A 12,485-nucleotide genomic window follows, 5' to 3' on the forward strand; every position below is an offset into this window, starting at 1 on the left:
CGCCGATCTGGTGGGTGCCGAGTTTCGCCGGGCATAGCCCGGCGCTACCGTTCTATCGCCGGCAACGCATCGGACAACAACAACCGGTCGATCCGCCGCAGCGCGTTTTCCAGTTGCCGCCGGTCCGCAGCCAATCCCAACGACAGCCGCACCCCGCTCGCGAATGGCGCGCCCGGCGGACAGAACGCCGATGAAGGCGCGATCGCCAGGCCCTGCAGCTGCGCCGTACGCACGAGCGTGGCGTCGGTCCACGGCGCTGGCACCCGGCACCACGCATGCAGGCCATCGGCGCGCTCCAGCAATGAGGGCGCCAGCAGATACCGCGCCATCCGCGTGCGCTCGCGCGCTTCCTCGCGCACCTGCGCCAGCAGCGCCTGCGCCGAGCCATCCAGCAGCAGCTGGCTGGCCAGCGCAGAGACCAGCGGATGGCCCATCAACCGCGTGGCACGCAGTGCGGTGGCCATCGCCTCGGCGTGGGCGGCACTTGGGCATTGCACGAACGCGGTACGCAGGCCGGGGCTGATCACCTTTGAAAGCGTGGCCACATGGAACACGTGTCGCGGTGCCAGCGTCGCCAGCGCAATGGGCGCGGTGACGGCCAGGTGCCAGTACGGATCGTCCTCGATCGCCAGCAGGCCGTCGCGCTCCAGCACCCGCGCCAACGCTTCGCGCCGCGTGGTGGGCACGGTCAGCGCCGTCGGGTTCTGGCAGGTGGGGTTGAGGTAGACCAGGCGCGCGCCACATTCCCGCGCCCGGCGGGCCAGCGCCTCCGGGCACATGCCGTGTTCGTCGCCCTCCACCGTGACCAGCCGCCGTCCCAGTGCGGCGGCCGCCTGCAGCAGGCCCGGATACACCAGCCGATCGCAGAGGATCGCATCGCCCTCGCGACCCTGGCTGAGCAGGATCGCCGCCAGTGCCACCTGCGCGCCTTCGGTCAGCAGCAGGCGTGCGTCGTCCACCGTGCCCAGCATCGGCTGCAGCCAGCGCGCCGCCGCGTGGCGGTCGGTCGGGTTGCCACCACCCAGGTGATAGGTCATCAGGTTCGGCGCATTGCTGCGCGCAAGCACCGCCGCTGCGCCTCGACGCAGCATTTCCGCCAGTGCATCGGCGTCGGGTACCGGTGGCACGTTCATGCTGAGATCGACGGCCTGGTCAAAGCCCGCCTTGGGCGGCGCGATGAAGCTGCCCTGTGGACCGCGTGCTTCGATCAGTCCACGCTTGCGTGCTTCATCGAAGGCGCGGGTCACCGTGGTCAGATCCACGCCGAGCTGCTGCGCCAGCGCGCGCTGCGAGGGCAGCCGTTGCCCGGGGGCAAGGCCACCGCGATTGATGGTGCGTTCCAGCGTGTTGACGATGCGCAGGTAGATCGGGCCGCTGTGCACGTGCACGTCCTGCACCCAGCCCAGCCCTGCAATGCCAGGCCCTGCGACATCGGGTCGCGGCATGTACGGAGGATGTCGGGGCGTATCGTTGCTTCCAACGGCGGGAGCCTGTCCATAACCATCGGTCGGTTCGGACAGGTGACCGCCGTTGTTGTGTGTGGCGGCTGCGCCGGCCAGCGTCGGTAATGTCATCGCGCGTCCTCAGCGCTGGGCCTGCCAGGGGCAGTAGCAGCCCACGGCAAGCAGTCCTTTCGGGCGCACGGTTTCCCCGCGCACCAGTTTGTCCAGCAACGGTTCGACGAAGCTGTTGGCCGAATTGCAGACCATGCCGATGCTGTACGGGCCGGCATAGGCCAGGTGGCCCTGGCGGTCCCAGATCGCCACCGCCGGGCTGGCTGGAATGTTCCCGATGCCGTCAATGGTCGGCAGGGTGATCACCTTGCTGCGCAGCGGCTCGGGCAGTTCACCCCGGGTGCCGGGGCGGCGGATCGCATAGAAGTCGATGCCGGCGCGGCGATACATGCTGATCAGGTAGCTCAGGTGCGCACCGGTTTCGCGGTTGCACACGCTGCAGGCCGGGTCCCAGAAATGCACCACGCGGATGCGGCCGGTGTCGCCGGCCAGTTCCGCCGGCAACCGCAGCTGCGAGTCATTGAAGACGATGGCCTGTTCGGCAAACGTGGACTGCTCGCCATAGCCGAAGTACTGCCACAGTGCCGCCGCCACGCCGGCCATGAACAGGCAGGCGAGGGCGATCATCACCGGCAGCATCGAACGGCGTGGGCGCGGTGCAGCTGCGCCCATCAGGAGCCGTCCGCGCCGAACTTGTGCACGTACTGCTTGCGCATCTCGCGGCAGGAGTCGGCCTGGGCGCGGCGCTGGATCTCGCTGCGCGCCGCGTCCTCGCTGCGTTGCAGGCACTGTTCAATGGCGTGGCGCTCGGCGGCCTGCACATCCACGGTCTGCGGTTGCAGGCAGACCCACGCCAGGGCGGCCAGCATCAGCACGACGAACCCGCCGCAGCCAGCCATCACCAAGTGGAACTTCAGTTTGTCGGCGGCCATCTGCGGCACATCCTCCGTCCATACATTGCATACAAGATATCATCTTGTATGGGTATGGCCCACGGGATGGCTCAGACGATCGCCGAATGCCGCGCGTCGGGCGCCTCGGACAGGATCTCGTTCAGCTTGGCCAGCGCACCGGCCAGTGCCTCCTGGTCCACCGCACCGCCCAGCGACAGGCGGATGGCGTTGCCCGGTGGCGGTTCTTCCACGCTGAAGGCGTCGGAGCTGGCAATGCCAAGGCCCTGTTCCTGTGCCGCCTGGATCAGCCGGTACTGGTCCAACCGCGGCGGCAACGGCAGCCACACATGCAGGCCGGCCGGGTGGGCCTGGCGGCGGGCGGGCAGGTAGCGGGCAGCAATGGCCTGGCGCTCGCGCAGTTCCTGCTGGAAGCGCTGCACCATCGCCTGCGCCTGGCCGGTGCGGATCCAGTGCGAGGCCACGGCCACCATCGACTGGGTGGGCATCAGCGCGATCGCACGCAGGGCGTCGAGCACCGGCTCCATCGGCTCGCCGCCCGGCACCACCAGGTAGGCCGTGCGCAGGCCGGGGGCCAGGCACTTGGACAGGGTGGAGATGTAGTAGACCGGGCAGCCACCGTCGGCCAGCGCGGCCAGCGGCGGCGCGGCATCGCCGGCCAGCAGCCAGTAGGGATCGTCCTCGACCACGGTCAGTTCGTGGCGCCGTGCCACCGCCAGCAGGGCCTGCCGGCGCTGCGCCGACATCGTCGCCGTGGTCGGGTTCTGGATGGTCGGCACCAGGTACAGCAGGCGCGGCCGGCGCAGCTGGCAGGCTTCGTCCAGGGCATCGGGCAGCATGCCCTCAGCATCCATCGCCACCGGCACCACGCCGCGCTGCAGCACGCGCGCAGCGGCCAGCAGGCCCGGATAGGTCAGTTGCTCGGCAGCGATCAGTTCGCCCGGCTGGGTACGGGCCAGAATCAGTGCGCACAGCGCAGTCTGCGCGCCGGGGCAGATCACCACCCGGTCGGCGCCCACCGGGCCGAGCACCGGCGCCAGCCATTGCACGGCCGCAGCGCGGTCGTCGCGGCTGCCGGCACCGACGTGGTAGCTCATCAGCTCGCCCTGGCCCAGCTGCTGGCCCAGATGCTGGAAACCGGCCTCCATGCCCTGTGCGAACGGCGCGCTGCCCAGCAGCGGCGGGATGTTCATGCTCAGGTCGACCGAGGTGCTGCGGTTGCCGGCGGACATCGCGATGAAGGTGCCGCCGGCGCCCTGCGCATCCAGCAGGCCGGCCTGGCGCAGTTCGGCGAAGGCGCGGGTGACCGTGGTCAGGTCCACCCCCACCTGCTGGGCCAGGTCGCGCTGCGGCGGCAGGCGATCGCCCGGCCGCAGCACGCCATCGTCCACCGCTTCGCGCACCTGCTGGGCGATCTGCAGGTACAGCGGTCCTGCGCCCTCACGGAAGGGGCGGACCCAGGTCCGGTTGGGGTGTTTCAGGCGGCGGCCGGCAGCAGGAGGCGTCATCGGTCGGATTTTTCCATACGTGCAGATGCACAAGTCCATACAATGCTGTATCTTGTATGGGCTTGATTGGAGTGGTTCGCCTGTTTGTAGGCGACCTCGTACCCACAGTGTAGCCGCTCCACGCCCGGGCGCTGCGCGCAGGCGAGCCGGTCAAGCGCATCTTCAACAGGGTTGACCACCAATGAATATCTGCTGGAACCGCATCCGCCTGGCGCTGGTCGCCCTGGCCTGCATCGCCCTGACGGGCTGCGATTGGGTGCTGCTGGATTCGAAGGGCATGGTCGGGATCGCACAGCGCGACCTGATCCTGATCTGCATCGGCCTGATGCTGATCGTCGTCGTGCCGGCCATCGTGCTGACCTTCGTGTTCGCCTGGCGCTTCCGCGCCGGCAATACCAAGGCGAAGTACACGCCGGACTGGTCGCACTCCACCAAGGTGGAAGTGGTGGTCTGGGGCGTGCCGTTGCTGATCATCGCGGTGCTGGCGGTGATCGTGTGGAAGTCCACCCACGAGCTCGATCCGTACAAGCCGCTGGACGTGGCCGGCGAACCGCTGCACGTGGACGTGATCGCCACCGACTGGAAGTGGGTGTTCGTGTACCCGGACCTGGGCATCGCCACCGTCAACCAGCTCAACTTCCCGGCCAACCGCGCACTGGCGTTCAACATCACCTCCAACTCGACGATGAACACCTTCTTCATCCCGCAGCTGGGCGGGCAGATCTACGCGATGGCCGGCATGCGCACGCAGCTGCACCTGATCGCCAACGAGCCCGGCCAGTTCCGTGGCATGTCCGGCAACTACAGCGGCCATGGCTTCTCGAACATGAAGTTCATCGCCACCGCCAGCAGCAACGAAGACTTCGATCGCTGGGTGGCCGAGGTGCGCAGCGCACCGGATGCGCTCAGCTTCGAGCAGTTCAAGGCGCTGGCCGCACCGTCGAAGAACGCGCCGGTGCAGCACTTCTCCAGCGTCGAACCGCTGCTGTTCAAGAAGGTCATCGACCAGTTCATCGGCGTCGGTGAGAACACCGCTGCTGCAACCCCGGCGGGCGCTGCCGGCGGTGCCCAGGTTTCCCAGGAGTAACGAACATGTTGGGTAAATTGACGTGGGAGGCCGTGCCGCTGCACGAGCCGATCGTCGTGTTCACGTTGGCGGCCATGGTGCTGGGCGGCCTCGCGCTGCTCGGCGCGGTGAGCTATTTCAAACTGTGGGGCGTGCTCTGGCGCGACTGGTTCACCACGGTGGACCACAAGAAGATCGGCATCATGTACGTGGTCGTCGCGCTGGTCATGCTGGTGCGCGGCTTCGCCGATGCACTGATGATGCGCGCACAGCTGGCGGCGGCCGGGCCGGGCAGCGATGGCTTCCTGCCACCGGAACACTACGACCAGATCTTCACCGCGCACGGCGTGATCATGATCTTCTTCGTGGCCACCCCGTTCGTGGTCGGCCTGATGAACATCATCGTGCCGCTGCAGATCGGTGCGCGCGACATGGCGTTTCCGTTCCTCAACGCCTTCAGCTTCTGGATCTTCGTGGTCGGCGCTGCGCTGATGATGATCTCGCTGGGTGTTGGCGAATTCGCGATGACCGGCTGGGTCGCCTATCCGCCGCTGTCGGGCATCGAGTTCAGTCCCGGGGTCGGTGTCGATTACTACATCTGGGCGTTGCAGGCCTCCGGCATCGGTACGTTGCTGACCGGCGTCAACCTGTTCATCACCATCCTGCGCATGCGTGCGCCGGGCATGACCCTGATGAAGATGCCGGTGTTCACCTGGACCGTGCTGGTCACCAGCGTGATCATCATCGCCGCCTTCCCGATCCTGACCGTAGCCCTGGGTGCGCTCACCCTGGACCGCTACCTGGACTTCAACTTCTACACCAACACGTTGGGTGGCAACCCGATGATGTACGTGAACCTGGTGTGGGCCTGGGGCCACCCGGAGGTGTACATCCTGGTGCTGCCGGCGTTCGGCATCTTCTCTGAAGTGACCGCCACGTTCTCGCGCAAGAAGCTGTTCGGCTACAAGTCGATGGTCGGCGCCACCCTGGCGATCGGCATCCTGTCCTTCATCGTCTGGCTGCACCACTTCTTCACCATGGGCTCCGGTGCCAGCGTCAATGCCTTCTTCGGCATCATGACGATGATCATCGCCATCCCCACCGGCGTGAAAATCTTCACCTGGCTGTTCACCATGTACGGCGGCCGCGTGGAGTTCAGCGTGCCGATGCTGTGGACCATCGCCTTCCTGGTCACCTTCACCATCGGTGGCATGACCGGCGTGCTGCTGGCCATCCCGGGCGCGGACTTCCTGCTGCACAACAGCCTGTTCCTGGTCGCGCACTTCCACAACACCATCATCGGCGGTGCGCTGTTCGGCTACCTGGCCGGCTTCGTCTACTGGTTCCCGAAGGTGTTCGGCTTCACCCTCAACGAGCGCCTGGGCAAGTGGTCCTTCGCCTGCTGGGTGATCGGCTTCTACCTGGCCTTCATGCCGCTGTACATGCTGGGCTTCATGGGCATGACCCGGCGCATGAACCAGTACGACAACCCGGCGTGGACGCCGTACCTGATCGCCGCCTTCATCGGTGCGCTGTTCGTGTTCGCGGGCATCATCCTGATGCTGGTGCAGATCTACGTCAGCGTGCGCGACCGCAAGCGCAACCTCGACCTCACCGGCGACCCGTGGAATGCACGCACGCTGGAATGGGCCACGCCGTCGCCGCCGCCGTTCTACAACTTCGCCGTGGTGCCCAAGGCCGATGAGCTGGACGCCTTCCACGAAGCGAAGAAGCGTGGCCTGCCGCCGCCGCCGAAGAAGTACGCACCGATCCACATGCCGAAGAACACCGGTGTGCCGCTGATCCTCAACGTCTGGATCCTGGTGCTGTGCTTCGCCCTGGTGTGGCACATCTGGTGGATGGCCGGTGCCAGCTTCATCGCGATGATCGTCACCCTGATCGCGCGCTCCTACAACGAGGACGTGGATTACTACGTCAGCTCCGAAGAGGTGGCGCGTACCGAAGCGGCCAACCACGCCAAGCTGCAGGAGGCAGGCGCATGAACCTGTTGACCCGTCCGCAACTGGACAGCGATGTGCTGGCCCACGACGACCATCACGCGCACGATCACGCCCACGAACAGGGCGGCATGAAGGTGTTCGGCATGTGGGTGTACCTCATGTCCGACCTGGTGCTGTTCGGCTCGCTGTTCGCCTCGTACGCGGTGCTCAGCACCGCCTACGCCGGCGGCCCGACCGGCAAGGAACTGTTCTCGCTGCCGTTCGTGATGGCCGAGACCTTCATCCTGCTGGTGTCCAGCATCACCTATGGCCAGGCTGTGCTGGCCATGCACCGCCTGGACAAGGCGGCGGTGCTGCGCTGGCTGGGCGTGACCTTCGTGCTCGGTGCCTCGTTCATCGGCATGGAGCTGTACGAGTTCTCGCACCTCATCCATGAAGGTGCCGGTCCCAGCACCAGTGCCTACCTGTCGGCGTTCTTCGCCCTGGTTGCCACCCACGGCCTGCACGTGGCCAGCGGCCTGATCTGGATGGCGGTGGTGATGCACCAGGTGTATCGCCGCGGCCTTACCCCGACCAACATCACCCGCGTGTCCTGCCTGAGCCTGTTCTGGCACTTCCTGGACCTGGTGTGGATCTGCGTCTTCACCTTCGTCTACCTGATCGGAGCCTTCTGACATGGCCCACGTCGAAACCTCGCGCGCCGGCAATGCGCACGGTTCCACCAAGTCCTACCTGATCGGCTTCGTACTGTGCGCGCTGCTGACGGTGGTGCCGTTCGCGCTGGTGATGAACCCGGTGCTGTCGCGGCCGGTCACGCTGTTCCTGCTGGTCGGCTTCGCGGTCGCGCAGATCCTGGTGCAGCTGGTGTACTTCCTGCACATGGACCGCAAATCCGAAGGTGGCTGGAACCTCGCCAGCTTCGTGTTCACCTTGGTGATCCTGTTCATCGTGGTCGCGTTGTCGATCTGGATCATCTGGAGCATGCACTACCACATGATGATCAACTGACCGTGGCCGGGGCGATCGGCAAGGAGTGCGCGATCGCCCTGGCACCTCAGCCCTCTCTCCCCCCAGGGCAGGCCTGACCGAGACCGCGCCCACCTCGTGTTGGTGGTACCCGTGATGCGTGTTGCTTCCGTTGTTCGTTCCCTGCGCCTGCCGCTGCTTGCCGCAGGCCTCGCACTCGGCCTGCTGGCCGGCTGCAGCGCGCAGTCGCGCATGGATTTCCATTCCAGGAACATCGCCTGCGAAGAGCTGGGCCAGCACTGGACCATGCCCGACAGTGCCGGCACCCTGCGTGGCCCGAAGGACCTGCAGGGGCAGGTGACCTACCTGTTCTTCGGCTTCACCAGCTGCCCGGACGTGTGCCCGACCACGATGGTCGAACTGAGCCAGGTCAAGCACCTGATGGGCAAGGATGCCGACCAGCTGCAGGTGGTGTTCGTCAGCGTCGATCCGGCGCGCGATACCCCCGAAGTCGCGCACACCTATGTGCACGCGTTCGACCCGAAGGCGATGGCACTGGTCGGTGACGAGGCACAGCTCTCGGCGATGGCCAGTGACTTCAAGGCGTTCTACGAGAAAGAGCCCGGACAGCTGCCGGGCACCTACACGATGAGCCACATCGCCGGCGGCTACGTGTTCGACCGACAGGGCCGCCTGCGCCTGTTCGCACCCTACGGCATGCCGGTGGAGCAGCTGTTCTCGGACGTGCAGCGGTTGCTGCTGGAGCCGGAACACCCGGCCGCAGGCAGTGAAGCATTGGCGGCGTGCAAGCTGCCGCACAGCGCGAGCGTCGCCGCCCGCTGAACGACGCATCGCCCTGGCAGGTGTCGACCCTGGTCGACACGCAATGAATGAATCGGGTGGGTGCCGACATCCAGATTCTGGCGGGTGCCGACATTGGGAATCTGGTGCATGCCGACCGTTGGGATTCTGGTGGATGCCATTGGAATCTGGTGGATGCCATTGGATTCTGGTGGGTGCCATTGGATTGTGGTGGGTGCCGACCGTTGGTCGGCACGCCCTCCCGCTCGCCAATCCCCCGGCCGGCCAGGAGAACCAACCGGCCGGGGCCATCACGCAACGCCCTGGATCACTTCTTCTCTTCCCACTGCACCACGTCCGGCTCGGCCGCACGCACGCCCGCAGTCGACAGCAGCCGGGTGCTTGCATCCAGCGCCGCGTTCACCGATGGGTACTCGACGATGGCCAGGCCGGCGGCCTTGGACACCTTCACCACGGTGCCACCCGTGGCCTTCGCCGCGCGCTGTGCAGATGCCGCATCGGCAAAGAACACCTTCACCCGCGAGGTCGCCACCACCGGCGCACCATCGTTGGACACCGCCGCGGCGAACTTGCCGGCGCCGGCATCAGCGCCGCCTGCTGCTGCGCCATCCAGCGAACGCTTGCTGCGCGCGCTGGTCGTGGCCGCCGCCGCCTGCGGGGTGATCGTGAACTGACCGCCAGCGGCCTGCTTTACGGTGGCCGATGGGGACAGCTGGAAACGCGCGCCGCCCACGTCGAACGAGCGGCCGGTGGCGGAGGCTTTCAGTTCCTGCGCATCCACGGTGGACAGGCTCCGTGCCGGTGGGGTCTGCCCCGAGCTCTGTGCCCAGGCAGGAGAGGTCATCGCCGCGAAGGCGAGCGTGCTCAACAGAATGGTCGTTTTCATCATCAGTGCCCCAGAACGCGGATCTTGAAAAATTCGAGGTTGCCGCGCGATGCAGCATTCGCGGCCTGCCCCATGTCGGTCACTTCCAGCGTCCAGGTGCCGGTGGCACTTTCATCCAGGAAGGCATTGCTGGACAGCAGATCCCAGTTGGTGAAGTTGCGCTGCACGCCATTGGTACCCGAACCGATGGCGGTGAAGGCCGGCTGCACCACGCTGCGCGTACCACTGGGCGAAACAAGCACGAACTGCAGCTGGCGGGTATTGCTGTGGTTCACCCGGAAGCCCAGCTGCACCGACTCGATGTTGCGTGCGCCATTGGCCAGCTGGAAGGTCAACCGCGCGGCGGCGGCGGAGGTGTTGCCGATGGCCACCGTGCGCGTGGTGGTGCGCCAGCCCGTATCCAGCAGCGGGCCCAGCGACTGGAAGTTCTCGGCGACCTGCACGGCGCGCGCCGCGTTGACCACACCGAAGCCGTACCAGTTGCTGTAAGCGCGGTTGGCTGCATTCACCGTCCAGCCCGGCACCAGCGTGCGGCCGTCGGCCAGGGTCACCGCCGGCTGGTTCGGATGGTTGCGTGTGGCCGTGGTGGCGAGGATGTACTTCACATCGCGGTAGGACAGGTTCGGGTTGGCCTCCAGCACCAGCGCCGCCACGCCCGACACCATCGGCGCCGACGCCGACGTACCGTTCATCTTCGCGGTGTAGTTGCAGGTGCTGTCGATCGCCGACAGGTTGCTGTCCAGCGTGTTCTGGCGGTTGGTGTTCTTGTTGCTGCCCTGCGTGCAGCCGGTCACGTCGGTGGTGACGATGGCCGGGTCGTACGCACGTGCCACCAGGTTCGGGGCGTACTGCGCCTGCAGGCCGTACTCGCCACCAAAGGCCGACACCCACAGTGCCGAACCGGTGGACGAGTACGACGAACGCACGCCATCGGCGCGCACTGCACCCACGGTGATCACGTTGAACAGGTTGTTGCGTGGATCGCGGCCGGCCGGCACACAGCCGGTGTTGCGGTTCTTGGTATCGGTGGTGCAGACGTCCTGGGTCTGGCTGATCGAGGCATTGTTGAAGTTGTTGCCGGCCGACTTCACGTAGATGCCACCGCGGCCACCGCGCGTGCCCGACAGTGCCTGCTCGTACGAACTCACCGTGTTCTGGCTGTAGGCCACGGGCAGGTTGGGGTTGCCCGGGCCAGCGCCCCAGCTGTTGTTGAACACCTGCACATCGGCCGACTCGGCGCCATCCCACCAGGCGTATTCGATGTTGCTCTGCTGGTTGCCCTGCGCATTGGAGGCCAGCACGTTGAAGCCCTTCAGCGTTGCCGCCGGGGCCACGCCACGCACGCCCAGGTTGTTGGCGCCCGCTGCACCGGCGATGCCGCCCACCATCGTGCCGTGGTTGTCGGCATCGGGATTGGACGGCGTGGGATTGTTGGAGCCGTTGGCGAAGTTCTTGCCCGCTACCGCCGCCACGTTCGCGGCCAGGTCCGGGTGGGCGATCTGCAGGCCGTCATCGACGATGCCGATCACCACGCCTTGGCCACGGATGCCATTGCGGAACAGGCCATCGACATTGAGATCATTGCCGGCCACCGGTAGCGTATCGGCCGGCACCGTCTGCCCGGTATTGAGCAGATGCCACTGGATACCGGCCAGTGGGTCGGCCTGTTGCGCCTGTGCGGTAACGGCCAGGCTGCCCAGCACCAGGGCAGTGGCCAGGGCCAGGCGCGCAGAGCGCGGTGGCGCGGAGCGTTGCGTGTGTCGCTTCATACACGAATCCTTCTGTTGTGAATCGGCATGGCAGGACGGCGGGGCGGATCTGCCCCATCGCAACGAGCCAAACGCGACACAACGAACACCCCCCTACCTCTTCACGCAGTCGATGTGCGGATGTGCCAAATACGTCACAAACACTTATGCCGCCGTGTAATGACGACTGCGCCGCTCTGGTAGGTGCCCCGGTAGGTGCCAACCTTGGTTGGCACAATCCACCCGCACCGGAACCCAACCGCCATGCCACCATGCCCGGGCTCCCCGGAGGACACTGGATGAAACGCCCCAATGCCCGCGCCCGCGCCGATCTGGCCCCACTCACCGTGGCCACCATCCGCAAGGTGGTGCTGTCGATGTATCACCGTCGCCACGATTACTGGACCGACGCCGACATCGCCGAGCTGCTGCCGGAGCTCAGCGCATTCAACATCACAACGGTGAAGCAGCTGCGCCTGCTGATGAAACGGCACCGCCGCGCGTTGCTGCGGGAGGAGAAGACAAAGATGCCCCGGGCGCAGACGCTGGATCTGCTGGCCGGGGGCGGTTGGCATGGCATTGATGTGCACGCCAATACCAGCTGGTTCGCCATTGGCGGCCTGGTCCGCATCAGCATGGAACACGAATTCGGCTTCGAGACCATGCTGCCATTCCATGAGATACCGGACGCTGTCATGGAGCTGGATGCGGAGGCGCAGACGTGAAGAACCTGGCGTGGCTGTTGGCGATGGCAGCCGTGTTTTACGTGGGGGGATGCTTGGCTACTTCCATCCTGGCCGAGCGCGGCATCGCTTCCCTGCAGCCCGGGGACCGTCGAGAGGCGGTCATCGATGCGCTGGGCGCACCCGATGTCACAGAGCCGCGTGGACAACGGTTTTCCCGCTATGCCAGCACCCCATGCAGTGGTACCTGCGTGGAACGGCTGTGGTACGAAAATCCATTCCTGCCCCATATCGAGGCGTGGTCGGTGGAGCTGGGTGGCACTGGCCACGTCGTGCGGACTTCGCATTGGGCATCGCCATAGCGTCGAGGCCATCCGATGCCCAGATCATCGCACCCCCTCCCGCCCCCCTGTGCTACTA

At 66.2% G+C, this 12,485-nt stretch carries 12 protein-coding genes; 6 read left to right on the forward strand and 6 right to left on the reverse strand.

The annotated features are described in order from the left end of the window. Nucleotides 1–44 precede the first annotated feature (44 nt). From TEP_RS01100 to TEP_RS01115, 4 genes are all read right to left on the reverse strand, one after another. Nucleotides 45–1,574, reverse strand: a complete 1,530-nt coding sequence (locus TEP_RS01100; RefSeq protein ID WP_132823780.1) for a PLP-dependent aminotransferase family protein — start codon at nucleotides 1,572–1,574, stop codon at nucleotides 45–47. 9 nt (nucleotides 1,575–1,583) lie between these two features. Continuing rightward, nucleotides 1,584–2,186 carry a DUF6436 domain-containing protein gene (locus TEP_RS01105; protein ID WP_132823782.1) on the reverse strand — a complete coding sequence of 201 codons (603 nt, stop codon included), beginning with the start codon at nucleotides 2,184–2,186 and terminating at the stop codon, nucleotides 1,584–1,586. Next, on the reverse strand, nucleotides 2,186–2,446 hold the full coding sequence (locus TEP_RS01110; RefSeq protein WP_025877432.1) for a hypothetical protein: 261 nt from the start codon (nucleotides 2,444–2,446) through the stop codon (nucleotides 2,186–2,188). The genes TEP_RS01105 and TEP_RS01110 overlap by 1 nt, the downstream gene beginning before the upstream one ends. A gap of 71 nt (nucleotides 2,447–2,517) precedes the next feature. Beyond that, nucleotides 2,518–3,933 (reverse strand): PLP-dependent aminotransferase family protein, encoded by a 1,416-nt coding sequence (locus TEP_RS01115; RefSeq protein WP_132823784.1) that lies wholly within the window; start codon nucleotides 3,931–3,933, stop codon nucleotides 2,518–2,520. A 181-nt stretch (nucleotides 3,934–4,114) separates the two neighbouring features. On the opposite strand from TEP_RS01115, the gene cyoA reads away from it, so the two are divergent. The 5 genes from cyoA (at nucleotide 4,115) to TEP_RS01140 (ending at nucleotide 8,769) form a co-directional block, all read left to right on the forward strand. Further along, a complete protein-coding gene (gene cyoA, locus TEP_RS01120) occupies nucleotides 4,115–5,020 on the forward strand; it encodes a ubiquinol oxidase subunit II (RefSeq protein ID WP_025877429.1) in 906 nt (301 codons plus the stop codon). Nucleotides 5,021–5,025: 5 nt separating this feature from the next. Beyond that, on the forward strand, nucleotides 5,026–7,002 hold the full coding sequence (gene cyoB / locus TEP_RS01125; RefSeq protein WP_132823786.1) for a cytochrome o ubiquinol oxidase subunit I: 1,977 nt from the start codon (nucleotides 5,026–5,028) through the stop codon (nucleotides 7,000–7,002). Then, a complete protein-coding gene (gene cyoC / locus TEP_RS01130; protein WP_132823788.1) occupies nucleotides 6,999–7,634 on the forward strand; it encodes a cytochrome o ubiquinol oxidase subunit III in 636 nt (211 codons plus the stop codon). The genes cyoB and cyoC overlap by 4 nt, the downstream gene beginning before the upstream one ends. A gap of 1 nt (nucleotide 7,635) precedes the next feature. Beyond that, nucleotides 7,636–7,968 (forward strand): cytochrome o ubiquinol oxidase subunit IV, encoded by a 333-nt coding sequence (gene cyoD, locus TEP_RS01135; protein ID WP_025877422.1) that lies wholly within the window; start codon nucleotides 7,636–7,638, stop codon nucleotides 7,966–7,968. Between the two features lie 114 nt (nucleotides 7,969–8,082). Then, on the forward strand, nucleotides 8,083–8,769 hold the full coding sequence (locus TEP_RS01140) for an SCO family protein (protein WP_132823790.1): 687 nt from the start codon (nucleotides 8,083–8,085) through the stop codon (nucleotides 8,767–8,769). A gap of 286 nt (nucleotides 8,770–9,055) precedes the next feature. On the opposite strand, the gene TEP_RS01145 is transcribed toward TEP_RS01140, so the two are convergent. After that, complete coding sequence (locus TEP_RS01145) at nucleotides 9,056–9,637, reverse strand: DNA breaking-rejoining protein (RefSeq protein WP_132823792.1); 582 nt, start codon at nucleotides 9,635–9,637, stop codon at nucleotides 9,056–9,058. Further along, complete coding sequence (locus TEP_RS01150) at nucleotides 9,637–11,403, reverse strand: S8 family serine peptidase (protein WP_132823794.1); 1,767 nt, start codon at nucleotides 11,401–11,403, stop codon at nucleotides 9,637–9,639. The genes TEP_RS01145 and TEP_RS01150 overlap by 1 nt, the downstream gene beginning before the upstream one ends. Before the next feature lie 326 nt (nucleotides 11,404–11,729). Here TEP_RS01150 and TEP_RS01155 point away from each other — a divergent pair, with 326 nt between their 5' ends. Further along, nucleotides 11,730–12,107, forward strand: a complete 378-nt coding sequence (locus TEP_RS01155) for a hypothetical protein (protein ID WP_240790609.1) — start codon at nucleotides 11,730–11,732, stop codon at nucleotides 12,105–12,107. Nucleotides 12,108–12,485: the final 378 nt, after the last annotated feature.

The sequence above is a fragment of the Stenotrophomonas sp. TEPEL genome (assembly GCF_004348785.1).
GTDB lineage: Bacteria > Pseudomonadota > Gammaproteobacteria > Xanthomonadales > Xanthomonadaceae > Stenotrophomonas > Stenotrophomonas indicatrix.

Excerpts from the sequence above, each read along its gene's own strand:
- TEP_RS01145 (WP_132823792.1), bottom strand. The coding sequence starts at position 9,637 with ATGATGAAAACGACCATTCTGTTGAGCACGCTCGCCTTCGCGGCGATG.
- TEP_RS01110 (WP_025877432.1), bottom strand. The coding sequence starts at position 2,446 with ATGGCCGCCGACAAACTGAAGTTCCACTTGGTGATGGCTGGCTGCGGC.
- TEP_RS01100 (WP_132823780.1), bottom strand. The coding sequence starts at position 1,574 with ATGACATTACCGACGCTGGCCGGCGCAGCCGCCACACACAACAACGGC.
- TEP_RS01105 (WP_132823782.1), bottom strand. The coding sequence starts at position 2,186 with ATGGGCGCAGCTGCACCGCGCCCACGCCGTTCGATGCTGCCGGTGATG.
- TEP_RS01115 (WP_132823784.1), bottom strand. The coding sequence starts at position 3,933 with ATGACGCCTCCTGCTGCCGGCCGCCGCCTGAAACACCCCAACCGGACC.
- cyoC (WP_132823788.1), top strand. The coding sequence starts at position 6,999 with ATGAACCTGTTGACCCGTCCGCAACTGGACAGCGATGTGCTGGCCCAC.
- cyoD (WP_025877422.1), top strand. The coding sequence starts at position 7,636 with ATGGCCCACGTCGAAACCTCGCGCGCCGGCAATGCGCACGGTTCCACC.
- cyoA (WP_025877429.1), top strand. The coding sequence starts at position 4,115 with ATGAATATCTGCTGGAACCGCATCCGCCTGGCGCTGGTCGCCCTGGCC.
- TEP_RS01140 (WP_132823790.1), top strand. The coding sequence starts at position 8,083 with ATGCGTGTTGCTTCCGTTGTTCGTTCCCTGCGCCTGCCGCTGCTTGCC.
- TEP_RS01150 (WP_132823794.1), bottom strand. The coding sequence starts at position 11,403 with ATGAAGCGACACACGCAACGCTCCGCGCCACCGCGCTCTGCGCGCCTG.
- cyoB (WP_132823786.1), top strand. The coding sequence starts at position 5,026 with ATGTTGGGTAAATTGACGTGGGAGGCCGTGCCGCTGCACGAGCCGATC.